Below are 24,138 nucleotides of genomic sequence, written 5' to 3' on the forward strand. Positions count from 1 at the left end.
TTACAATGGCAATTGTTGAAAAGGCAGTTAAAGAAAAGCAAGATGTAACGAAGATGGTTAACGTTTTAGTGGAAAACGGACTAAAAGCATTGGCTGAGTTCCGCAGCTTTGATCAAGAGATGATTAATGAAATTGTGAAAGATATGGCCTTGGCCGGTCTTGACCAGCATATGCCGCTAGCAAAGCTTGCTGTAGAAGAAACAGGCAGAGGCGTTTATGAAGATAAAATTATTAAGAATATGTTTGCGACAGAATATGTCTATCATAATATTAAATATGATAAAACCGTAGGAATCATTAACGAAAATGAACATGAAGGAATGATTGAAATTGCAGAACCAGTCGGAGTCATTGCAGGAGTAACACCTGTAACCAACCCAACATCGACCACCATGTTTAAATCACTCATTTCGATAAAAACACGAAATCCGATTATTTTTGCTTTCCATCCATCTGCACAGAAATGCAGCAGTGAAGCAGCAAGAGTGCTTAGAGATGCAGCGATCAAAGCAGGTGCACCAGAAAATTGCATTCAATGGATTGAAGCGCCATCACTTGAAGCAACACAAGCTCTTATGAACCATCCGAAAATATCGTTAATTCTTGCCACAGGTGGTGCGGGAATGGTGAAATCCGCTTACAGTTCAGGTAAGCCGGCACTCGGAGTAGGACCTGGAAATGTACCATGTTATATTGAAAAAACAGCCAATCTCGATCAAGCAGTAAATGACCTCATTCTATCAAAAACGTTTGACAATGGGATGATTTGCGCTTCCGAACAGGCGGTCATTATTGATCAAGAAATTTATGATAGTGTAAAACATAAAATGGCGGCTAATAATTGTTATTTTTTGAATGAAGAAGAAAAAGCTAAGGTTGAAAAATTAGTCATTAATGAGCAATCCTGTGCGGTTAATCCAGTCATTGTTGGGATGGCAGCTTCAAAAATTGCCCAGTTGGCAGGGGTAAAAGTTCCGGATGATACAAAGATCCTTATCGCAGAATTAATAGGGGTCGGTCCTGGATTCCCGCTTTCAAGGGAGAAATTAAGCCCAGTGCTTGCTTGCTACAAAGTAAGCGGTCTTGAGGAAGGACTAAAACGAGCCGAAGAAATGCTAGAGTTCGGCGGGTTAGGTCACTCAGCTGTCATTCATACCACGGATCAAACCGTTATTAAAAAGTTTGGGCTGCGGATGAGAGCGGGGCGTATTATTGTCAATGCTCCATCTTCACAAGGTGCGATTGGTGATATTTATAACGCCTATATGCCATCATTGACCCTCGGCTGTGGAACATATGGCGGCAATTCGGTTTCTACCAATGTTGGTACCATTCATCTAATGAATATTAAAAAAGTGGCGAAAAGGAATATTAATATGCAATGGTTTAAAGTACCATCTAAAATCTATTTCGAGAAAAATTCAACTCAATACCTTGCGAAAATGCCAAAAATATCAAAAGCATTTATTGTCACCGACCCTGGAATGGTGAAATTAGGGTATGTTGATAAAGTACTTTATTATTTAAGAAAGCGTCCGGATTATGTACATTGTGAAATCTTTTCCGAGGTAGAACCGGATCCATCGATTGAAACAGTCATGAAGGGTGCAGAAATGATGGCTAATTTCCAGCCGGATGTGATCATTGCCCTAGGTGGTGGTTCCGCAATGGATGCGGCCAAAGGAATGTGGTTATTCTATGAACATCCAGATACCGAATTCTTTGGCTTAAAACAAAAATTCTTAGATATTCGGAAAAGAATTGTTAAATATCCTAATCTTGGTCAAAGAGCACAATTTGTAGCCATTCCAACTACATCTGGAACAGGCTCGGAGGTAACTTCATTCTCAGTAATTACAGATAAGGAAGCCAATATTAAATATCCACTTGCTGATTATGAATTGACACCGGACGTCGCCATTATCGACCCACAGTTTGTGATGACGGTACCTAAACATATTACCGCCGATACAGGATTGGATGTATTGACACACGCGATTGAAGCCTATGTATCGTGCATGGCGAATGATTTTACCGATGGCCTTGCCATTAAAGCGATCCAACTTGTATTTGAGTACCTGCCAAGAGCTTACAAAAACGGCCAGGATGAAGAAGCGCGTGAAAAGATTCATAATGCTTCGACGATTGCCGGTATGGCGTTCGCTAACGCATTTTTAGGTATTAACCATAGTCTTGCTCATAAGTTGGGTGCTGAGTTCCATATTGCCCATGGACGGGCAAATGCAGTGCTAATGCCGCATGTGATCCGCTATAATGCAACGAAACCGAAGAAATTTACTGCTTTTCCGAAGTACAACCATTTCAAAGCGGATAAACGGTATGCTGAAATCGCTAGAATCCTAGGTTTACCTGCAAGAACCATTGAGGAAGGTGTAGAGAGCCTTGTTCAAGCCATTATTCAATTGGCGAAAGAACTTGAAGTCCCAATGAGCCTTGAAGCAAATCATATTAATAAAGTCGAATTCGAGAGCAAGGTTGACTACCTGGCAGACAGAGCCTTCGAAGACCAATGTACTACTGCTAATCCTAAGCTTCCTTTAGTAACAGAATTAGCTGATATTTACCGCAAAGCTTATAAAGGGGTATAATAATCTTTGCCAATACGAAAAATCAAACTAATTGGTTTTTCGTATTGGCTTTTTATTTTTTTTAGAAGAGGGTGGATTTTTTGGCATACAGAATGAAAGATGTGATGATTTCCGAAATAGCAATTAAAGAACGAGTAAAGGAATTAGCAGAGCAAATTGAAAGTGACTTTAACAATGAAGAAATTGTCCTCATCGTTGTCTTAAAGGGTTCCTTTGTTTTTGCCGCAGATCTAATTCGTGAGATGAAGGGGGATATTAAAATTGATTTCATCTCTGTTTCGAGCTATGGAGATGAAACAGAGTCCACAGGGAAAGTAAGGTTATTGAAGGATCTGGATGCGAATATAACCAATCAAAATGTTGTGGTAGTGGAGGATATTATCGACAGCGGGCTGACACTGCATTTCTTACGTGATCATTTGAAAACACACAAACCGAAACACATTAGGATTTGCACTCTTTTAGATAAGCCTGAAAGAAGAAAAGTTGAGTTACCGGTCGATTATGTTGGTTTTGTGATTCCGGATGAATTTATTGTTGGCTATGGGATTGACTATGCCCAAAAGTATCGAAATTTACCACATATCTCCACAGTGGAGGAGTATTAGAAATGTCTTTGAAAAAGCATTTCCTGTGGGAAATTTTGCTATCAAAAGTAACGATGATATACTTTTATGGAAAAACAGTTAAAAAATGGAGGAATGAATGATGTATACTTCTATCGCTGAATTTACTATGGATTGGAATCAAGAAGCAGCATCTACACAAAAGGTATTGGATGTATTAACAGATGGTTCACTTCAACAAGCCGTATCACCAGACGACCGTACGTTAGGGAGAATTGCATGGCATGTCGTAACAAGTACACCTGAAATGCTGAATGAATTTGGAATTACAGTCGAAAATGTAGAAAACTCAAGTGCTGTCCCGTCCTCTGCAAAGCAAATTGCAGACACCTTTCGAAAGGTTAGTGCTGACACAATTGACGCTGTTAAGCAGCAGTGGACTGACGCTTCTTTGAATGAAATGAAAAATGTGTTTGGAATGGATATGCCGAAGGCTGTAACGCTTGATCTCTTGATTAAACATATTATCCACCACCGCGGCCAAATGACAGTTCTTATGCGCCAAGCAGGATTGAATGTTCCTGGGGTATATGGTCCATCAAGAGACGAATGGAGCCAAATGGGGATGGAAGCCCCAGCGTTATAAATGTACATACAGTTCAGTTCTCGCACGAGCACACTTAACCTAAGTGTGCTTTTTATGTCTCAATCATTTCATCCTTCCAAGAGGGATAGAAACGCTCCATTACTTTCCTTTTTTTAGCAAAAATAGTATAATATAGATGGATAGAATAACTCTCTTTGTTTCGACGACGATTTTCCAAATCTGATCGAAAGAAGATGGGGAAAATGAAAACGAGTAAGGCTTTAAGGTTGGTTACTGCTGATTTCTTATTGTTTATTGGTGCCGGTGCAATTCTCTGTGGAATGATGTTTATCGTAAGTCCAGATGGCAGCAGGCTAAGTATGACAGTGGATTTATTGAAAGATAGTCCATTTAAAGATTTCTTTATCCCAGGGATCGTCCTACTGGTAGCTAATGGGGTACTAAGCATTATTGCAGCGCTATTATTATTTTTCAATCATCGTTATGCAGGTGTAGGGGTCGTGTTACTTGGAGCAGTGATGTTGATTTGGATCGGCGCTCAAGTTTATTGGATTGGCTGGCAAAGCTGGCTTCAACCGGCATTTATGGGGGTTGGACTAATTGAAATGATGATTGGATTTTTGTTGGAAGCCAGGTACCATAATAACTGGAAGAGTTTTAGTGGCCGCCACGATTCACATGCACATTAATTACAAATATCTCACGTTACTAATCAAAGTACCTTTAATGCGGTAAGCGTAACTGCTGTATTAAAGGTACTTTTTTATACCTGTGCTAGGCTAATATATCACAATGCTAGCATTGTGATATAACTGTGATAAAGCTATCCTATCACTGGTTTTACTCAATATATCATTAGAAGCACTGCAAAAGAACTACTTCCTCTTTCGGTTATTATTAATTTTACACTTTTGAGAAAAATTTCTACATATTTCAACAAATTTATCTGAATTGAGTGTTAGCAAACTATATTAAATCATTGATTATTTTGTTAAAATACGAATAAGCAAATATATATACATAGGACAGAAGATTAGATTAGTCAATTAATCTATCTCAAACCATTGCTAGAGTTATACGAATTTTTAGAAGAAGTCTACGATTATTTTAAAATAATAAAGCAATAAACGCTGGATGAGGAGGATTAATATGTGGGATTTTGACATGAATATAGATCAGGTTGCTAGAATTAAAGTAATTGGTGTTGGCGGCGGAGGGAATAATGCAGTTAATCGGATGATTGAAGGTGGAGTTCAAGGTGTCGAGTTTATCGCCGTAAATACAGATGCTCAAGCTCTAAACCTATCAAAAGCGGAAATCAAAATGCAAATTGGTGCACAATTGACAAGAGGTTTAGGGGCAGGTGCGAATCCGGAAGTTGGCAGAAAAGCAGTTGAAGAAAGTAGAAGGCAGTTAGAGGATGTACTAAAAGGAGCGGACATGGTGTTCGTTACAGCTGGAATGGGCGGTGGTACAGGAACTGGCGCTGCACCAGCGATTGCTGAAATTTCGCGCGCGATTGGAGCGTTGACAATCGGTGTTGTTACTCGTCCGTTTGGTTTTGAAGGACGTAAACGAGCTCAAAATGCGGCAAATGGAATTGAGTTAATGCGTGATGCGGTAGATACGTTAATTATTGTTCCTAATGATCGCTTGTTGCAAATTGTTGACAAAAGAACACCGATGATTGAAGCGTTCCGGGAAGCTGATAATGTTCTTCGCCAAGGGGTTCAAGGTATTTCGGATTTAATTGCCGTCCCAGGTTTAATCAATTTGGATTTTGCTGACGTGAAGACGATTATGAGTAATCAAGGGACAGCCTTAATGGGCATAGGGGTGGCCAAAGGAGAAGGGCGCGCAGTTGAAGCAGCAAAAAAGGCTATTTCCAGTCCATTATTAGAAACTTCGATTGATGGGGCACAAGGAATCCTCATGAATATCACCGGCGGGAAAGACTTAAGTCTTTATGAGGTGCAAGAAGCAGCGGATCTTGTCGCTTCTGCAGCAGATAAAGAATTAAATATGATCTTTGGCTCCATTATTAACGAAAATTTTAAGAATGAAATAATGATTACAGTGATTGCAACGGGCTTTGAAGAAAGACAGACACGACCTATTAAATCGTCCACTCAGCCTCCACAGGAAAGAACACAAATACAGTCCCAACCTAGACATGAACAACCTCGATATGAACAGGTGAGACATGAAGAACCTGAATATGATAAAGGATCATATGGACAGGAACAGGAAGAGTCTCTCGACATCCCGACGTTTTTGCGCAACCGAAATAAAAGAAATAGATAGTCATTCTAAAAACCTGCGTAGTGAGGAGTGAGCACTGGACAAGAGCCCATATGGGAATTGTCCTGTGCGTTACTCCATGAATAAATAGGGCAATAATCAAAAACACATCAATAAAAAAGATTTAAATTTGATTTTAATGGATTAAATCATTAAAACCGACTTGACTTATAGGAATAGTAAAACTATTATTATATTAATCATTTTTTGACTGAAAAGTTTGTATTGTAAGATTTTTAAAAAAGTCATGATAAATAAATGATCACGATAAGTTAATAATCCTTTGTGAGGTGGATTTTGGTGCAACTTCAAGTATTGAACAGTCCTTTTAATCAGGAGCAGGCAGAGCTCCTCAACCGTATTCTCCCAACCTTGACAGAATCTCAAAAAGTCTGGTTGAGCGGGTTTTTGGCAGCGGCCCAATTTGCTTCGGTTCCCGGATCAGGAAATGTCCAAGTGGCAGATCGTCCTGTTGGGATTACCGCCCCAACTGTTTCAAAAGATGTGACCATTCTTTTTGGCTCACAGACCGGTAACGCTCAAGGTCTTGCTAAGACGGCGGGCAAAAAACTTGAGGGAGAGGGCTTTCAAGTAACCATCCAGTCGATGAGCGATTTTAAAGCTAACAATTTAAAAAAGGTCCAAAACCTGCTGATTGTCGCGAGTACCCACGGAGAAGGTGATCCACCGGACAACGCATTGTCATTTCATGAGTTTCTTCATGGTAAGCGGGCTCCAAAGCTTGAAAATCTTCGTTACTCCGTTTTGGCGCTGGGAGACAGCTCGTATGAGTTTTTCTGTCAAACGGGTAAAGACTTTGATACACGACTTGGGGAACTTGGTGGTACAAGGCTATATCCTCGTTTCGATTGCGATCTTGATTATGATGAGCCTGCAGCCGAATGGTTGGCTGGTGTACTTAACGGCTTAAATGAAGCTGTGGGAGGTAGTGCAGTTCCAGAATCGGAACCGGCACAAGCATCACAACTTGTTGAGTCCACGTATTCCAGAACCAATCCATTTAAGGCTGAAGTGTTGGAAAATATTAATCTGAATGGCCGCGGCTCGAATAAAGAAACACGTCACCTCGAATTATCACTCGAAGGTTCCGGGCTTACATTTGAACCAGGGGATAGTCTTGGTATTTACCCGGCGAATGATCCTGAGCTTGTTCAATTACTTCTAGAAGAAATGAATTGGGATCCGGAACAACAAGTAACTGTAAGTAAAAAGGGAGAAGTTCTTACGCTTCAAGATGCGCTCCTATCACACTTTGAAATAACTACTTTGACCAAACCACTTCTTGAGAAGGCAGCACCGCTTTCTGCAAATGAGAAGTTGCAGGACCTTGTGGCAGCAGGGAATGAGGAACAATTAAAGCAGTACCTTGAAGGACGGGATTTACTTGATTTAGTGCGTGATTTTACGCCTTGGATCGGTGCAGCACAAGAATTTATCTCCATTTTGCGTAAGATGCCGTCTCGTCTATATTCGATAGCGAGCAGCTTAACAGCAAATCCTGAAGAAGTTCATTTAACGATCGGTGCGGTTCGTTATGAGGCACACGGGCGTGAACGAAAAGGCGTTTGTTCTATTTTAGCTTCGGAACGTTTGCAGCCGGGTGATACAGTACCTGTGTACATTCAGCATAATGAAAACTTTAAGCTGCCACAAAATTCAGTCACTCCAATCATTATGGTTGGTCCTGGAACAGGTGCAGCACCGTTTCGATCCTTTATGCAAGAACGTGAAGAAATCGGAGCGGAAGGAAAATCATGGATGTTCTTTGGAGACCAGCATTTTGTGACGGATTTCCTTTATCAAACCGAATGGCAAAAGTGGTTGAAATCGGGTGCGTTAACGAAAATGGATGTGGCCTTTTCTCGTGATACAGATGAAAAAGTATATGTGCAGCATCGCATGCTAGAGCATAGTAAGGAGCTATTTGAGTGGCTTCAAGAGGGTGCACACCTGTATATTTGCGGAGATGAAAAACACATGGCGCATGACGTCCATACTACTTTAATTGAGATCATTGAAAAAGAAGGCGGCATGAGCCGTGAACAAGCAGGAGAATATCTTGCTGAGATGCAGCAGCAAAAACGTTATCAGCGTGACGTATACTGATTTGGGATGGAAAGGAGTTTCACCATGGTTAATCAAATTTTAAAAGCACCTGAAGGCCCGCCTAGTGATGTAGAAGGTATTAAAGAAAGAAGTAATTATTTGCGGGGAACACTAAAAGAAGTAATGCTAGACCGAATGAGTGCAGGAATTCCTGAAGATGATAACCGACTTATGAAACATCATGGCAGTTACTTACAGGATGACCGTGACCTGCGTAATGAGCGTGCCAAACAAAAACTTGAACCTGCATACCAGTTTATGCTGCGTGTCCGCTTACCAGGCGGGGTGGCTACACCTGAACAATGGCTCGTAATGGATGATCTTGCTCAAAAGAACGGGAATGGCACCTTAAAAATAACAACACGACAGACCTTTCAAATGCATGGTATTTTAAAGTGGAATATGAAAAATACGATTCAGGAAATCCATGCTACTCTTTTAGATACGATTGCTGCCTGTGGAGATGTAAACCGGAATGTTTTGTGCACATCAAATCCATATCAATCTGAAATCCATTCTGAAGTATATGGATGGTCAAAAAAATTAAGTGATGATTTATTACCACGAACAAGAGCCTATCATCAAGTTTGGCTTGACGAAGAAGTAGTGGCAGGTACACCGGAAATTGAAGAAGTTGAACCAATGTATGGACCGCTTTATTTGCCGCGGAAGTTTAAAATCGGAATTGCTGTCCCGCCGGAAAATGATATTGATGTTTTTTCACAAGATCTAGCATTGATTGCCATTGTTGAGGATGGAAAACTGATTGGTTTTAACGTCGGACTTGGTGGTGGAATGGGAAGTTCCCACGGGGACAAAGCGACCTATCCACAGCTTGCTAAGGTAATTGGTTTCTGTAAGCCAGAGCAAATTTATGATGTAGCGGAGAAAACAATCACCATTCAACGTGATTACGGTAATCGCTCAGTTAGGAAAAATGCTAGGTTCAAGTACACTGTTGACCGCCTTGGCATTGAAACAGTTAAGGAAGAATTGGAACACAGGCTGGGCTGGAAATTGGAAGAAGCAAAACCGTTTCATTTTGATCATAACGGTGATCGTTATGGCTGGGAAAAGGGCGTAAATGGCAAATGGCATTTGACCTTGTTTATTCAAAACGGTCGAGTTGCCGATTTTGCCGATTATAAGTTAATGACTGGATTGCGTGAAATTGCTAAAGTTCATACGGGTGAATTCCGTTTGACAACCAATCAAAATCTGATCATTGCTAATGTATCAACTCAGAAAAAGAAAATAATTACCGAATTGATTGAACAATATGGGTTGACCGATGGCAAATATACATCAGCACTTCGCCGCAGCTCCATGGCATGTGTAGCATTGCCAACCTGTGGATTGGCAATGGCTGAAGCAGAGCGCTATTTACCAGTACTAATTGATAAAATTGAAACAATCATTGATGAAAATGGCCTTCGAGATAAAGAAATAACCATCCGGATGACAGGGTGTCCCAATGGCTGTGCTCGTCCGGGACTTGGTGAAATTGCTTTTATGGGTAAGGCGGTAGGCAAGTATAATATGTACCTTGGTGCCGCTTTTGATGGAAGCCGACTAAACAAAATGTACCGAGAGAATATCGGCGAAGAAGAAATTCTAAGCGAACTGCGTGTTCTGCTTTCTCGTTATGCGAAAGAAAGAGAAGATGGTGAGCACTTCGGTGATTTTGTCATTCGTGCAGGAATCATCAAAGCTACGACTGACGGAACCAATTTTCACGATTAATCAAATGTAAAAAGAGACAGGGACTTCCTGTCTCTTTTTGTTGGCTAAAGTGGAAAGAACAAAAGGCGGGTAATTTCCTATCCAATTAAAAAGGCAAACATGTCAATACCATGTTTGCCTTTTACTATATGTTGATGTATTAAAAACGTTACAGTTATCCGCGTCTTCCGCCTCTGCCGCCCCGTTTTGTTTCAGTGCTGCGTTTTAGGGTGGATAGATTCTCTTCACTAGCCTTTAAAAATTTAGCCATTTTGTCTTCAAAGTTTTCTTTAGGTTTAAAATTGCTTCCGCCTTTTGAACGAAAATCTTTCGAACGGCTATCTACTCTTCCCTGACGTGGTGGTCGTTGGGAATAAGACGAGGTTTGTCCTTCGGGCTTATCTATAGCTTTTTTGATGGACAAGGCAGTCTTTCCGTCCTTCTCACTAATTACTTTTACTTCAATTAGGTCGCCAACTTTAAGATGGTCATTAACGTCTTTAACATAGCTATCCGCTACCTCACTGATATGGACTAACCCTGTTGTTCCACCAGGCAATTCTACGAATGCCCCAAAACTAGTGATGCCTGTTACTTTACCTTGTACCTTAGTACCTACCTCGATTGACATAAAAAAGTGTTCCTCCTCAATAATGTTACAACTACCTCATTATAACAAATAGATAGGGATAATATCAATTCTTTCCTGTAGTGCCTGACACCTTTTTTTTGAAACGTTCTTAAATTCTAAAGTTTAATGATGAGTGATATGGAATAGAATATAAAGATTACCATTTTTTAGTTAAAAAATATTAGGGCAATTAAGGAGTGAAATGACTTTGTCAGGTCCAAGTTTAAGAAAACGGGATGCTCATTCATCCATTCATGAAGCAGCACTCAATGAGGCACTTGAGTTAAGAGAATTATTTCAGAGATGTCTAGAAGATAATGAAACGGAAAAGGCATTACAGGTGATTGAGGTAGCGATTGAACACTGGGAATCAAGGACATTGAAACATGCGGAGGCGGAAGAGGAAGGGCTATATAAGGATATTGTGGATGAGAATCCAGATATGATCTCAACTGTGATTCAGTTAACACGGGATCATGATCTTATGCGCAGGATTGTAGAAACCTTGAAAAATAGACTTCAATCACAACAGCCTGACCAACAAATGGTTACATTACTAGATAGTCTTGTCATCATTGATGAAATCCATAATGCAGATGAAATGAATAAACTTCTTAACCACGGAGAAAAATAAGCAGGAAAATTTGGGTAAAACAGGAAGTGAGGGTGAAAATGAGCAATCCACAGGAACTCGAGGAAAAGTTATTACGGTTTGCGGCACCGGAATTATTTAAACAATTGACCGATATATTCTCAAGTTATCATATCCAACCTTACGATATCCACGGGACAGTCAAAAAAGATGAAACAGGCTATGATATCACCTTAAGATTTTCGCAATCATTTTCGCAATCTATTTCCACGCATGTGAGCTTTGAACAAGCGATGAACCCCGATGAACAGGTGGAACATTTTTTTAAAGAAGCAGCTGAGAAATGTAAATCACTGTTAATCTCGGATTATTATAAAATGATTAGACTGTAAGAAGGAGATGACGGGACCATTGTTTTCATTTGAAAATGATCATTTACTTATCGATGATCGAGAGGATTTAATTGCAGTACTTAGAATGCGCTTTGGGGAATTATCTGGAGTATTAATACAAGAAATCTATGAAATAGATGATATGAATACGTTGCAGAGGCTAATTCTTGCAGCTGCCAATGCAGCCAATTGGGATATCTTTCTGGAAGAGTTACAAAGCGGGAAAGAATCATTCCGACTTTTAGGTGAAGAGTTTAACCCATTAGCAGATATATTGAGAGGAAGTGATGACAGCGATGCAGTCTAAAAAAAATAACCTCCTTCATTCTCTTAAACATTTAGTGCGCGGGGAACGAATTAATGGGGGGTGGACAGAAGAGAACCCTCGTCCCCGGGATTGGGAGGAGGTCTACCGACGACGCTGGCAGCATGATAAAGTCGTTCGTTCGACACACGGGGTGAACTGCACTGGCTCCTGCAGTTGGAAGATTCATGTTAAGGATGGGATAATCGCTTGGGAAACTCAGCAAACGGATTATCCATCAACTGGTGATGATTTCCCGGAATATGAACCAAGAGGCTGTCCGCGTGGAGCCAGTTTTTCCTGGTATACATATAGCCCCACTCGTGTGAAATACCCGTATGTTCGCGGAGATTTGTATGCATTGTGGCAAGACGAACTAACCCGGGCCAGTAACCCTATTGAAGCATGGGAAAATATTGTGACCGATCCGAAAAAACGCGAACAATATGTGCAGGCTCGTGGGAAAGGCGGATTTGTCCGGGGCACGTGGAAAGACGTTTGTCTGATGATTGCAGCCTCGACTATTTATACAATTAAAAAATATGGCCCGGACCGTGTTGTTGGGTTTAGCCCCATTCCTGCGATGTCGATGGTCAGTTATTCCGGTGGAACGAGATTTTTATCATTAATTGGCGGGACCATTTTAAGCTTTTACGATTGGTATGCCGATCTTCCGCCTGCATCCCCTCAAGTATGGGGGGATCAAACGGATGTTCCTGAAAGTGGGGATTGGTATAATTCAAAGTATTTCATTATTTGGGGAACGAATATCCCGCAAACAAGAACTCCTGATGCCCATTTTATGGTGGAATCACGCTATAACGGAACGAAAGTAGTCGGTGTTAGTCCTGACTATGCGGAATATGATAAGTTCGCCGATATGTGGCTGCCGGCCAAGGCCGGGACCGATGGGGCCCTTGCGATGGCAATGACGCATGTCATTTTAAAGGAATTTTATGTGGATCAAGAAACACCCTATTTTAGTGGATATGCAAAACAATATACTGATTTGCCCTATCTTGTTACGTTAACGAAAAAGAATGGCAGCTATCGATCCGATCGTTTTTTACGAGCATCTGATATTTCTGACCAAGAAGATAAATTAGGTGACTGGAAAACTGTGGTCTGGGATGAAAAGCTAAAGAAATTTGCCATTCCAAATGGCAGCCAAGGTTTTAGATGGGATGAAGGTAATAAGTGGAATTTAGATTTAGCGGCGGAAGACGGTTCACAAATTAGTCCCCAGCTTAGCTTATTAAATGAAAAAGATGATGTAGCAATGGTTGAATTCCCGTATTTTGCTGAAATTGAGGGCGGAAAAAGCGAACGTGGTGTTCCGATAAAGCGTATTAAGGACCAATCTGGAAATGAACTAATCGTTACGACTGTCTACGATTTGATGCTTGCGCATACGGGGGTAAACCGAGGTCTTCCAGGTGATTACCCTGTTGATTATCATGATGCAAATAAGCCCTATACACCGGCATGGCAGGAAAGTATTACAGGTGTGAATCAAGCACATGTAATCCAGGTGGCCAGAGAATTTGCTGATAATGCTGCCCGAACGCAAGGAAAATCTATGATTGCAATGGGCGGCGGCACAAACCACTGGTTCCACAGTGATCAAATCTACCGGTCGATTTTGAATCTCGTCTTATTAACGGGTTCGCAAGGGGTAAATGGCGGCGGTTGGGCCCATTATGTTGGCCAGGAGAAGGTTCGTCCTTTGGAAGGATTTTCGCAAATTGCGTTTGCGAATGATTGGGTAAAATCACCACGCTTTATGAACGGGACATCCTTCTTTTATTTTGCGACGGAACAATTTCGCTATGAATATGATGCCAACGATTCACAAACGGATTGGGGAAGCCAATATGCAAAAATGCATCCTGCTGATTTTAATGCGATGTCAGCACGTTTAGGCTGGCTGCCAAGCTTTCCACAGCTTTCACAAAATTCACTGGAAGTGATGAAAGAGGCGAGATCACGGACGGTTAACGACCTTGCATTGATTGAAGATGTGGCGAAGCAGCTAAAAGAAGGTAAGCTTGATTTTGCGATTGAAAATCCGAATGACCCGCGTAACTTTCCGCGTGTGTTTTTTAATTGGCGCTCAAATTTGCTGGGTGACAGTGGAAAGGGCCACGAGTACTTTGTGAAACATTTAATTGGCTCAAAGGATTCAGTCCTTTCAGAGGTTGAAAACTCGTGGCAGCCAAAAGATGTGAATATTACCGAAACGCCGCCAGAAGGTAAGACCGACCTTTTTGTAAGTATGGATTTCCGAATGACTAGCTCAGGACTGTTTTCAGATATTATTTTGCCTGCAGCGACCTGGTATGAAAAATATGATATAAGCAGCACAGATCTACATCCATTTGTGCATCCATTTAATGCGGCGATTAACCCTCCATGGGAGACGAGAAGTGATTGGGATGCATTCCGAGAAATAGCTAAGGTTTTCTCTGAACTTGCTAAGGAACATCTTCCTGCCCAAGAAGACTTGATTATGTCTCCGCTTGCTCATGATACGATTAATGAAATTGCCCAGCCATTTGGAAAAGTGAAAGACTGGCGGAAGGGCGAAGTGGAGGCAATTCCTGGGAAAACTATGCCAAACTTCACGATTTTAAAACGGGATTATCCTCATGTCTATGATATGTGGATCACGGTCGGGCCCAATATTAAGAATGGATATGGAACAAAGGGTGTTCGTATTCCAGGCGATAAAGTGTACAAGGAATTACTCAGTCGACTTGGAACGTCCAAGCATGAAGGGATCGGAAAGGGTTATCCAGATTTATATTCTGATAAAAAGGCAATCAATGCCATCCTGTTAATGTCCGGTGCCACAAACGGGAAACGGGCGGTTGAAGGCTGGAAGTCGATGGAGGAAAAAACGGGTAAAAAGCTTGCACATATTTCAGAGGGGCGCGAAGAGGAGGATTATACACTCGATGCATTAACAATCCAGCCGCGCCAAGCCATATCAACACCTGTTTGGAGTGGCCTCGAAAATGATAATCGCCGCTATTCGCCGTTCACGGTAAATAAGGAATACCATATTCCATGGCATACACTTACGGGACGGCAAAGCTTTTATCTCGATCATGAAGTTATGCTTGATTATGGCGAGGGACTTCCCTTGTATATCCCGCCAATTTCTAAGGGACCTTTTATTAAAGGTGAAAAGGAAGTGGAGAATCAAGGGAAATCGATTACGCTTCGCTATATGACTCCCCACCAAAAGTGGGGCATTCATACCATGTTTACGGATACAACCAATATGATTCAGTTATTCCGGGGCTGGCAGGTGGTGTGGATGAATGAAGAGGACGGGGCAGAAATCGGCATAAAGGATAATGATTGGATTGAACTTTACAATCGTAATGGTGTCGTTGTCGCCAGAGCTGTATTAACGTACCGGATGCCGCGCGGGGCTGTCTATATGCATCATGCACAGGATCGAACCATGGGTGTGCCGGGTAATACCATTAATAAAACTCGTGGTGGGACACACAACAGCGTGACGAGAATTTACCCAAAAGCCACTCATATGATTGGCGGGTATTCGCAACTAAGCTACGGGTTTAATTATTATGGTCCCACAGGAAGTCAGAGGGACACATTGACGATTGTCCGGCCATTAAAGGAGGTCGATTGGCTTGAAAATTAAAGCACAAGTGGCAATGGTCATGCACCTTGATAAATGTATTGGCTGTCATACTTGTTCTGTTACCTGTAAAAATGTCTGGACAAACCGCCCAGGGATGGAATACGTCTGGTATAACAATGTGGAGACACGACCAGGGCCCGGTTATCCCAAAGAATGGGAGAATACCGACCGCTACAAGGGCGGCTGGGTCATGCGAAATGGAAAATTACATTTAAGAGCAGGGGGACCTATCTCGAAGCTAGCAAATATTTTTTACAATCCCAATATGGCTGAATTAGACGATTTTTATGAGCCATGGACGTACGATTTTCAACATTTGCATAATAGCCCGAAGAAAGAAAATTTACCGGTGGCACGGCCGAAGTCGATGATTACAGGTAAATTTATGGATAAACCTGAATGGGGCCCTAACTGGGATGATGACCTAGCGGGGGGCAGTGCCGTGGTTCCGATGGATCCCAATGTCCAAAAGATTCAGGAACATATAGCAATGGAATATGAAAAGACATTCATGATGTATTTGCCAAGAATTTGTGAGCATTGTCTTAATCCATCTTGCGTGGCCTCGTGCCCTACTGGTGCTTTATATAAAAGGGATGAGGATGGGATTGTCCTTGTCGACCAGGATGCCTGCCGGGGCTGGCGTTTCTGCCAGAATGGCTGTCCCTATCATAAGGTGTATTACAATTGGAATACCCATAAAGCAGAGAAATGTAATTTCTGTTATCCACGGACGGAAGCCGGACTCCCGACGATATGTTCAGAAACCTGTGTGGGCCGGATTCGCTATATCGGAGTTGTATTATATGATGCAGACAGGGTGAAAGAAGCTGCGTCTGTTGAAGATCCAAAGGAATTGTATGAAGCACAGCTCTCGGTATTTCTAGATCCGTTTGACCCTAAGATAATTGAGGAGGCAGAAAAACAGGGAATCAATCATAGCTGGATTGAGAGTGCACAGGCTTCACCTGTCTATAAGATGGCGATGAAGTGGAAAATCGCGTTGCCGCTTCACCCGGAATATCGGACATTGCCAATGGTTTGGTATGTTCCGCCACTCAGCCCAATCATGAATCATATTACGAATGAAAATGAGTTGAGTGCCGATGGTTATATACCGGCTGTTGATCAAATGCGGATTCCAATGGAATACTTAGCATCCTTGTTATCTGCAGACGACACGGATGTAATCCGCAGAGTCCTATTAAAAATGGCAGCCATGCGCGTTCATATGCGTGAAAAGACGGTGGGTGGGGCCGATAAACTGAAGGTCAGCAAGCTTTTAGAAGAAGCGAAAACAACACCGGAGGAGCTTGAAGAGATGGCGCGCTTACTTGCCGTGGCCAAATATAACGAACGATTTGTCATTCCAACCGGCCGCCGTGAAATGGATGGGGATTTACATTATAAGCAGGGTTCCTGCAGCATTGAAGATATAGCACCGGCTGAAGGAATGACGACATATCCATATGAAAGAAGTGAAAGTCAATGACAAATGAATCCTCCGCCCTGTTAGTAATCATGTCCAGGATTTTGGAATATCCAAATGATGATTTTTTTGAAGAGCGCCCTATCATTGAAAAATTCGTCAATGAACAGATTCACGAAGAAACGCAGCGGAAGGATATTTTGGATAGGATTGCCCCATTATTTGATATGGGGCAAAAGAAACTCCAAGAACTTTATGTGGAAACATTTGATTATAAGGAAAAAACGAGTCTATATTTAACCGCCCATGAGCTGGGAGACAGTCGGAAACGTGGTGCCGCCTTAATTAAATTACAAAAGCTCATTTGCGAAGCAGGCTTTGAATATGAGGGGAAGGAACTGGCTGATTATATCCCGATGTTATTGGAACTTTTGGCAGTGGCACCGGCGGAAGAAAATATAATCATGCTCAAGCGCCGTCTGTCCTATGCCATCCATAGGCTTTTAAACAATCTTCCCAGCAGCAATCCATATCACAAAGCGATTGACCTTTTGATGATGTTTGTCTTTACAGCACCGAAAAAAGAAGAAATCGATTTCTTGGAAAATGAACGTGAGGAAGCTGATCTGGATGAACTTCCCTATCCTGTAATGTATCGATAGTAAGTTACTCAGTACTTCAAAGCTAGTCTAAGAAGGAGGTAGGAGATGGAAATGATTTTTTGGTGGACCATTTTTCCTTATATATGCGGTACCATTCTCATCGTGGGAACTTTTTATCGCTTTATTTTTCGAGGGAAAAGCTGGTATGCCCCGTCAACAGAAATTTTTGAGAAAAAGTGGCTGCGATTCGGTTCTGTCCTTTTTCATTATGGGATTATTTTTGCCTTTATTGGTCATGTAATGGGCGTCTTGATTCCAATCGGAGTCTATGAAGCACTAGGAATTGGTGAACATCTGTACCATATGGGCGCAATTGCAGGGGGAGGAATCGCAGGATTAATGGTTGTCATTGGCTTGGTGGTGATGATCATTCGGAAGTGGTCGTTTCCGAAGGTCCGCGTACATACGACCTTTGGCGATTATTTCACGATTGTTCTGTTACTCATAATTGCTGCCCTTGGCACCTATATGACACTAATTTATAGTTATACAGTGGTAGCCTATGAGTATCGATTAACGATTGGTCCGTGGTTCCGGAGTTTATTCACCTTCCAACCCTTATCTGAACTCATGTTAGGGATACCCACCGTTTTTAAGATCCATGTTGTTTTGTCATTCTTTTTATTTGCATCCATACCATTTACCCAACTTATCCATATGTTTAGTTTCCCGGCACGTTATCCAACAAGGGCTCCACAGCAATACCGCTCCCGGAATGGGTATGATAAGAGCTGATTGGGTGCCTGACACCATAGGAAAACCTACTAAAAAAACAGCCATCAATTTTGGCTGTTTATTTTTGTCTAAAAGCGAAATTCTGGGCGGTGTCAGGCACCTTATTTATAGAAAATTCTCAAAATAAACTTTATTGAAAGCGTATGCTATAATGGATTTAAAAACAACAGCAAGGGGTAATCGCTATGTTGAAAGATATTTTTATGGGTTTATCACAAAATCAATTTTTAAATAGTACAGCTAAAAAATACGGCTTAAAACTAGGGGCACAAAGTGTCGTAGCTGGTACAAATATATCGGAAGTAATCAAAAGTATTAAGGAGCTTAATGCACATGGAATCTCTTGTACTGTTGATAATTTAGGGGAATTCGTTTTTAAAGAAGAAGAGGCAACTGCTGCGAAAGAACAAATCCTTAAGGTAATCGAAGCCATTCAGGAGAATAAAGTGGATGCACATATTTCCTTAAAACCAACGCAAGTCGGATTAGATATTGACTATCAATTTTGTCTCAATAATGTAAGAGAAATCGTCGATAGAGCACATCGATACGATATTTTTGTCAATATTGATATGGAGGACTTCAAACACCTAGAGCCCACCTTTAATTTATTGGACGACCTGTCACTCGAATATACTAATGTTGGAACGGTTATTCAATCTTATTTCCACAAAGCACAAGAATACCTTGAAAGATATAAAAATTTCCGGATTCGTCTTGTTAAAGGTGCCTATAAAGAATCAGAAGAAATTGCCTATCAAGATAAAACGGATATTGATGAAAACTTTATTAAAATTACCGAGTGGCATCTATTAAATGGTAAATTCACTTCGATTGCGACGCATGATCATCGAATTATTAACCATATTAAGGAATTTGTTAAGAAGCACGATATTCCAAATGATAAATTTGAATTTCAAATGCTTTATGGCTTTAGAAAAGAAATGCAACTGCAATTAGCCAGTGAAGGCTATAATTTCTGTACCTACGTTCCTTTCGGCAATGATTGGTACGGTTATTTCATGAGACGTCTAGCAGAAAGACCGCAAAACCTAAATCTTGTGGCTAAGCAGGTCTTTAATAAAAAAACAAACACTGTTATCGGTGTAGCAGCAGGTGCGTTCATATTAGGAAGATTAACAAAGGCTGAAAAGAAAAAGCGTCGCTAAACATTAGCAAAATTTATCAACCTCCCATTTCAGCAAATGGGAGGTTATTTGTCAGCGTTATAGAGCAGTGTAAATTATGAAACTTTTGTGTATCGTTAAATTTCTAACTCTTACCTATTGCGTAAATTGGTAAATTATCTCTATAATAAGAGTATAGAGATTGTGAAGGAGTGAGCAAACTGTGGATTATGATAAAAAGAAAGTGGTAATCCTAGGCGGAGGCTACGCGGGATTAATGACCGCAGTTACTTTGCAGAAAAAAGTGCATCCATCCCGAATTGAAATTTATTTGGTCAATAAAAATGATTATCACTATTTTACGACCAAGGTACACGAAGCAGGAGCAGGGACGGTGAATCCAGAATCTATTAAACTGCCAATTCTGGAATTAATTGATTCCCAGCGAGTCACATTCATACAAGATGAAGTCACCGGTTTGGACATAGAACGGAAACGGGTCATATGTAAAAATCAGACTCTAAATTATGATTACGTAGTTGTGGGCATTGGCGGAACTCCAAAAACGTCTAACATCCCTGGATTAGAGGAACATGCCTTCTTTTTATTCAATTGGGAAGGAACGTACCGTTTGCGACAACATATTGAAGAAAAGTTTCAGGAATTTAGCCAGCAGCGAGCAGGAAAATTAAACTTGGTGATTGGTGGTACAGGATTTACAGGGATGGAGTTTATCCATGAATTAACTAATAGTATCCCTATTCTGTGCAAACGTTTTAAAGTGGTTCCTAATGATGTAAACATTATTGTTGTAGAACCAAACCAAGGTATACTTCAAGGTTTTCCAGAAGCAATAGTCTCTGATGCCGTTAATTCACTCCGAAAAACGAATATAGAATATAAAGTCGGCCTACAGGTGACGAGGGTCGAGGATAGAAAGATTATTTTAGAAGATGGCACTGAAGTTCCGACTGACACGTTTATCTGGGCAGGCGGGGTTATGGGGAATCCACTTCTAGACGGACTAGGGTTTGAATTGTTAGATGGCAGAGTCAAATTGAATGAGTTTTGTGAAGTTCCTGGCTGTCATGATGTCTATGTGATCGGCGATGCCTCAGTCAGTTTAAATGAAAAAGGTAACCCGTATCTACCCACCGCCCAAATTGCTATTCAACAAGGACAGTATTGTGCCTATAATATGGCCATGAAAATTTATGGTCAGCCTACTAAACCGTTCCAGTATATTCATCGTGGAACCGTTATATCTTTAGGAAAAGGTAATGCTACGGGGATAGTTTATGATCATCATATCAGCGGACATTTTGCTGCATGGATGAAATGGATGATCGAAATGCGCTATTATTTTATGTTAGGCGGTTTGCCACTAGTTCGCAAACAATGGAAAAACTAATTTTAGCCAGTCGCTCACAACAGTTGCTGTGCTAAAAAAGGGATTTTGGTATTAATGTGGATTTTTGCGGTAAAAGGAAAAATGAAATAGTTAAGTGATAAAAACCCGCAAGGATGGATAATCCTGAGGGTTTTTTCATGAAATCCTAACGCATCAGTTATCAAAGATAACGGTGTCAGGCACCAGGTTTTACAGCATTATAAGAAAAGTTATTATCATCCCATTGAAAGATACCTTCTTGAAGCTTGATTGTGTCATTAAAAGGGCATGTGATCGGGAAGTTGCCGTTTTCGGGTTCCTCATCCAACCTATTAGTCTTTTGATCGATTAACTGGTTCTTTAGTTGAAGCATATCTATTTTTGAAGCAACACGAAGAATCCTATCAAGAGTTATTTTCTTTTCGCTAATTCCATGACTGTTACATATGCTTGTCTGAAAACTCTTGTTATATTGGATCATCATATGCAAATCATTGATACATGCAACTCCAAAAACCTCTTTTATTACATCCTCATAGCGCAACTGGGTGCCAGTTGCAAATTTAATAATATTCTTTTCAGGATTTTCTAAGAAATAAACAGTTTCGATAAAATTTTCCATAAAAACACCCTTTCTATATTTTCATTTCATTAGCCGATTCATAAAGATGAATTTCAATGAGATAGTGAGTAAGAAATTTATGTGATTTCATCTGATTAGGAGTATTTACCTATGCAGCACTCTCTAAAAAATCAGTACGTTTAAAAATATTATATCATATTTTAGGTTTGTCTGCTGACTCAACTCGAAATATGCAGATATTTGTCGGAAAATTTATTTTCTTGAAACATCGTTCATTGAAATGTGGCATGTAGGGATGGGTATTTTTTCCTTGTTAAATTAAACGCATTACTAAATTGGACTTTTTAAGCTTGAACTCACCGAATTGGTGAGTTTGTTAATTTTTTATTTCCTACCAAAATTATCAAGTAGTAAACTAATAGTTTTATACTGTAATATTCTAATATAAGTACTTCATCCTTATATGAACGGAGAATGATTTTGAAAAAATTGGGCGCCTGTTTTCTGGCCTTATTATTATTAATAAATGTACTCATTCCAAGTGTATCAGCTGAAAAACTAGAACCAAAGGTAAAAGTAAAGCTGGTTAATTATCTTGGCAATAAAACAGAGGTAACGATTAAACCCACAGGCGAATATTTGATTGATCAATCAATTGTCCGATTAACAACCGGAAAGTCCTATCTCGTAAAATATAATAATAACAAAATAACTATATTAGATGGGACAACACCACTTTTTACTTCGGAAACAGTAAAGCTATTACCACTTAATGAAACTAACTATATAGCAATTAATAATCGTAATTATCTTGGTTCGTTTCAATTTGTCCCTGAAAATTCAAAGTATGTTCGCCCTATTAACGAGGTCTACATGGAAGATTATTTAAAGGGTGTTGTACCTTCTGAAATGTATGCGGAATGGCATCGAGAAGCCTTGAAAACGCAAGCAGTAGCTGCTCGAACGTATGCTTTATCCTATCAAGCGGTAACCATTGATGATACCATCAACTATCAAGTATATGGTGGATACAATTGGCATCCAAACAGCACTGCGGCAGTAGACGAGACAAAAGGGGAAGTATTAAAGGTAAACGGACGCTTAATCAGTGCCGTTTTCTCTGCCAGTAATGGCGGGAAAACAGAATCGAATGCAAATAGTTGGAACACCTCACCTGTTTCTTACTTGACGATTAAAGAAGATAAGTATGATGCAAAAACAGCTTGGGATTTTTCTGTAAAAAAACAACAATTTATACCTGCCAAATTGACATGGAGTCAAATGAAAGAAAATGATACAACCATAACAAACACGATTAAAGCATGGATGGCAAACCATGGCTATGCTGAAAAGGAAATAAAAATAACCGCAATCCCTGTATTATCATTACACACTCCTACATCAGGAGGCCGAGTCTCTAAAGGAGATATTACAGTTGAATTTTTCACAAAAGATAAGATGGATGAAAAAGGTTCTTTTATTCCGCAAATGATAGAATATAAAAACGTAGCGGCTTCGCAAATTCGTGCTATGGTTGGCAATCGAATCATGAAAAGCTATCTTGTAACGGACAAAACAGAGACCAACGAAACCATTACAGTCAAAGGTCTTGGAGACGGTCATGGAGTTGGGTTAAGTCAATGGGGTGCAGAGAATCGTGCCGAGGTTGGACATCAAAAATACGATGAGATTCTTGGCTTCTATTATGATGGAGCGGCTATTGTTAAAGAATACAGTGAGCGACCAGTAACAGTTGTAAATGTACCTGTAGAACCGACGGAACCAGTAACTGAAGTACCGGTGGAACCAGTAACAGAGGATCAAACTGGACAACTTCCTGAAGGAACGAAGGAGCAAGTGTCAACTGAACCAATAGTGGTACCAGCACCGATTTCAGACAAACTTGCCCCAAATATAAGTGAAGTAAAAGTTAGTGTAGATTACAAGAAGAATAAAGCTTTAATCTCGTTTCAATTTAACGAGAAAGCAGAAGTAACAGTTTACCTTAAAGACAGTAAGGGTAAGATTATCTATTTGACAAAAGATGAGCTAACAAATCCAGGGATCGTTAAGAAAGAATATAATATTAGTTCTTTACCAAACGGAAAATATTATGTAGGTATTATTACTGTCGATCTAAGTAATAACAAATCTTCGACACTGCCATCCTTTGAACTGAAAAAAGATAAGACTGCTCCAAAATTAAGCAGTGTTAAGGTAAGCGTTGACAACAATAAAAATAAAGGCGGCATTTCTTTTAAGACAAATGAGACCGCAAATGTTACCGTCTATATAAAGAATAGCAGTGGAAGAACCCTGAGTTACTTGAAAAAAGACGTTTCAACCAAAGCAGGTACAACTAACCTTGGTTACAGCACTGCTTCGCTAGGGAATGGAAAATACTCCATTGTCATTTCAGCATCAGACAGAAATAAAAATCGGTCGAGCATTACCACAACTTTTAATGTGAAAAAAGTTGTAAAAACAAAAACAGGTAAAGTGACGGCATCAAGACTAAATGTACGAGCTACAGCCTCAACCAGGAGTAAAGTCATTGGTACATTAAAGAAAAATCAATCTGTGACCATTGTCTCAACAAATGGTTCTTGGAAAAAAATCAAATACGGTAAAACCACAGGTTATGTTTCAAGTAAATATATAAAATAAAAGGCAGATCAACCATCT

General features: G+C 40.4%; 19 protein-coding genes. 17 read left to right on the plus strand and 2 right to left on the minus strand.

The window, feature by feature from the left end; all coding sequences use genetic code 11:
• Positions 1-5: 5 nt before the first annotated feature.
• The 7 genes from adhE (at position 6) to cysI (ending at position 9,953) form a co-directional block, all read left to right on the plus strand.
• Positions 6-2,609, plus strand: a complete 2,604-nt coding sequence (gene adhE, locus RCG22_RS02340; protein ID WP_308105556.1) for a bifunctional acetaldehyde-CoA/alcohol dehydrogenase — start codon at positions 6-8, stop codon at positions 2,607-2,609.
• A 92-nt stretch (positions 2,610-2,701) separates the two neighbouring features.
• On the plus strand, positions 2,702-3,217 hold the full coding sequence (gene hpt / locus RCG22_RS02345) for a hypoxanthine phosphoribosyltransferase (RefSeq protein ID WP_374049460.1): 516 nt from the start codon (positions 2,702-2,704) through the stop codon (positions 3,215-3,217).
• Positions 3,218-3,317: 100 nt separating this feature from the next.
• On the plus strand, positions 3,318-3,821 hold the full coding sequence (locus RCG22_RS02350) for a DinB family protein (RefSeq protein WP_308107068.1): 504 nt from the start codon (positions 3,318-3,320) through the stop codon (positions 3,819-3,821).
• Positions 3,822-4,024: 203 nt separating this feature from the next.
• Positions 4,025-4,471 carry a hypothetical protein gene (locus RCG22_RS02355; protein ID WP_308105558.1) on the plus strand — a complete coding sequence of 149 codons (447 nt, stop codon included), beginning with the start codon at positions 4,025-4,027 and terminating at the stop codon, positions 4,469-4,471.
• A gap of 460 nt (positions 4,472-4,931) precedes the next feature.
• Positions 4,932-6,086, plus strand: coding sequence for a cell division protein FtsZ (gene ftsZ, locus RCG22_RS02360; RefSeq protein WP_098260483.1), 1,155 nt, complete (start codon positions 4,932-4,934; stop codon positions 6,084-6,086).
• A 297-nt stretch (positions 6,087-6,383) separates the two neighbouring features.
• The gene (locus tag RCG22_RS02365) at positions 6,384-8,210 is read left to right on the plus strand and encodes an assimilatory sulfite reductase (NADPH) flavoprotein subunit (protein WP_308105559.1); all 1,827 of its coding nucleotides are present in this window, start codon (positions 6,384-6,386) and stop codon (positions 8,208-8,210) included.
• A gap of 24 nt (positions 8,211-8,234) precedes the next feature.
• On the plus strand, positions 8,235-9,953 hold the full coding sequence (cysI, locus tag RCG22_RS02370; protein ID WP_308105560.1) for an assimilatory sulfite reductase (NADPH) hemoprotein subunit: 1,719 nt from the start codon (positions 8,235-8,237) through the stop codon (positions 9,951-9,953).
• Positions 9,954-10,107: 154 nt separating this feature from the next.
• On the opposite strand, the gene RCG22_RS02375 is transcribed toward cysI, so the two are convergent.
• The gene (locus RCG22_RS02375; protein WP_166259638.1) at positions 10,108-10,563 is read right to left on the minus strand and encodes a S1 domain-containing RNA-binding protein; all 456 of its coding nucleotides are present in this window, start codon (positions 10,561-10,563) and stop codon (positions 10,108-10,110) included.
• A 208-nt stretch (positions 10,564-10,771) separates the two neighbouring features.
• On the opposite strand from RCG22_RS02375, the gene RCG22_RS02380 reads away from it, so the two are divergent.
• The 9 genes from RCG22_RS02380 (at position 10,772) to RCG22_RS02420 (ending at position 20,891) form a co-directional block, all read left to right on the plus strand.
• Positions 10,772-11,197 (plus strand): hemerythrin domain-containing protein, encoded by a 426-nt coding sequence (locus RCG22_RS02380; RefSeq protein ID WP_098260487.1) that lies wholly within the window; start codon positions 10,772-10,774, stop codon positions 11,195-11,197.
• Positions 11,198-11,235: 38 nt separating this feature from the next.
• Positions 11,236-11,547: a hypothetical protein gene (locus tag RCG22_RS02385; protein ID WP_286137782.1), complete on the plus strand. Its 312-nt coding sequence runs from the start codon at positions 11,236-11,238 to the stop codon at positions 11,545-11,547.
• A 19-nt stretch (positions 11,548-11,566) separates the two neighbouring features.
• Positions 11,567-11,854 carry a hypothetical protein gene (locus RCG22_RS02390; protein WP_166259632.1) on the plus strand — a complete coding sequence of 96 codons (288 nt, stop codon included), beginning with the start codon at positions 11,567-11,569 and terminating at the stop codon, positions 11,852-11,854.
• A complete protein-coding gene (locus tag RCG22_RS02395; protein WP_308107069.1) occupies positions 11,844-15,527 on the plus strand; it encodes a nitrate reductase subunit alpha in 3,684 nt (1,227 codons plus the stop codon). The genes RCG22_RS02390 and RCG22_RS02395 overlap by 11 nt, the downstream gene beginning before the upstream one ends.
• Entirely contained in the window at positions 15,517-17,019 is a 1,503-nt protein-coding gene (gene narH / locus RCG22_RS02400) for a nitrate reductase subunit beta (RefSeq protein ID WP_308105561.1), read from the plus strand. The genes RCG22_RS02395 and narH overlap by 11 nt, the downstream gene beginning before the upstream one ends.
• Positions 17,016-17,618, plus strand: coding sequence for a nitrate reductase molybdenum cofactor assembly chaperone (gene narJ / locus RCG22_RS02405; protein ID WP_308105562.1), 603 nt, complete (start codon positions 17,016-17,018; stop codon positions 17,616-17,618). Before narH ends, narJ begins: the two co-directional genes overlap by 4 nt.
• A gap of 45 nt (positions 17,619-17,663) precedes the next feature.
• Positions 17,664-18,353, plus strand: coding sequence for a respiratory nitrate reductase subunit gamma (gene narI, locus RCG22_RS02410; protein ID WP_308105563.1), 690 nt, complete (start codon positions 17,664-17,666; stop codon positions 18,351-18,353).
• 185 nt (positions 18,354-18,538) lie between these two features.
• A complete protein-coding gene (locus tag RCG22_RS02415; protein WP_308105564.1) occupies positions 18,539-19,522 on the plus strand; it encodes a proline dehydrogenase family protein in 984 nt (327 codons plus the stop codon).
• Positions 19,523-19,703: 181 nt separating this feature from the next.
• On the plus strand, positions 19,704-20,891 hold the full coding sequence (locus tag RCG22_RS02420; protein WP_308105565.1) for an NAD(P)/FAD-dependent oxidoreductase: 1,188 nt from the start codon (positions 19,704-19,706) through the stop codon (positions 20,889-20,891).
• Between the two features lie 175 nt (positions 20,892-21,066).
• Here the strand turns inward: RCG22_RS02420 and RCG22_RS02425 are convergent, their stop codons facing one another.
• Complete coding sequence (locus RCG22_RS02425; protein ID WP_308105566.1) at positions 21,067-21,492, minus strand: hypothetical protein; 426 nt, start codon at positions 21,490-21,492, stop codon at positions 21,067-21,069.
• 441 nt (positions 21,493-21,933) lie between these two features.
• Between RCG22_RS02425 and RCG22_RS02430 the strand changes: the two genes are divergently transcribed.
• A complete protein-coding gene (locus RCG22_RS02430; protein ID WP_308105567.1) occupies positions 21,934-24,120 on the plus strand; it encodes a SpoIID/LytB domain-containing protein in 2,187 nt (728 codons plus the stop codon).
• Positions 24,121-24,138 lie beyond the last annotated feature (18 nt).

Source organism: Neobacillus nitrireducens (genome assembly GCF_030915405.1).
Lineage (GTDB): Bacteria > Bacillota > Bacilli > Bacillales > Cytobacillaceae > Neobacillus.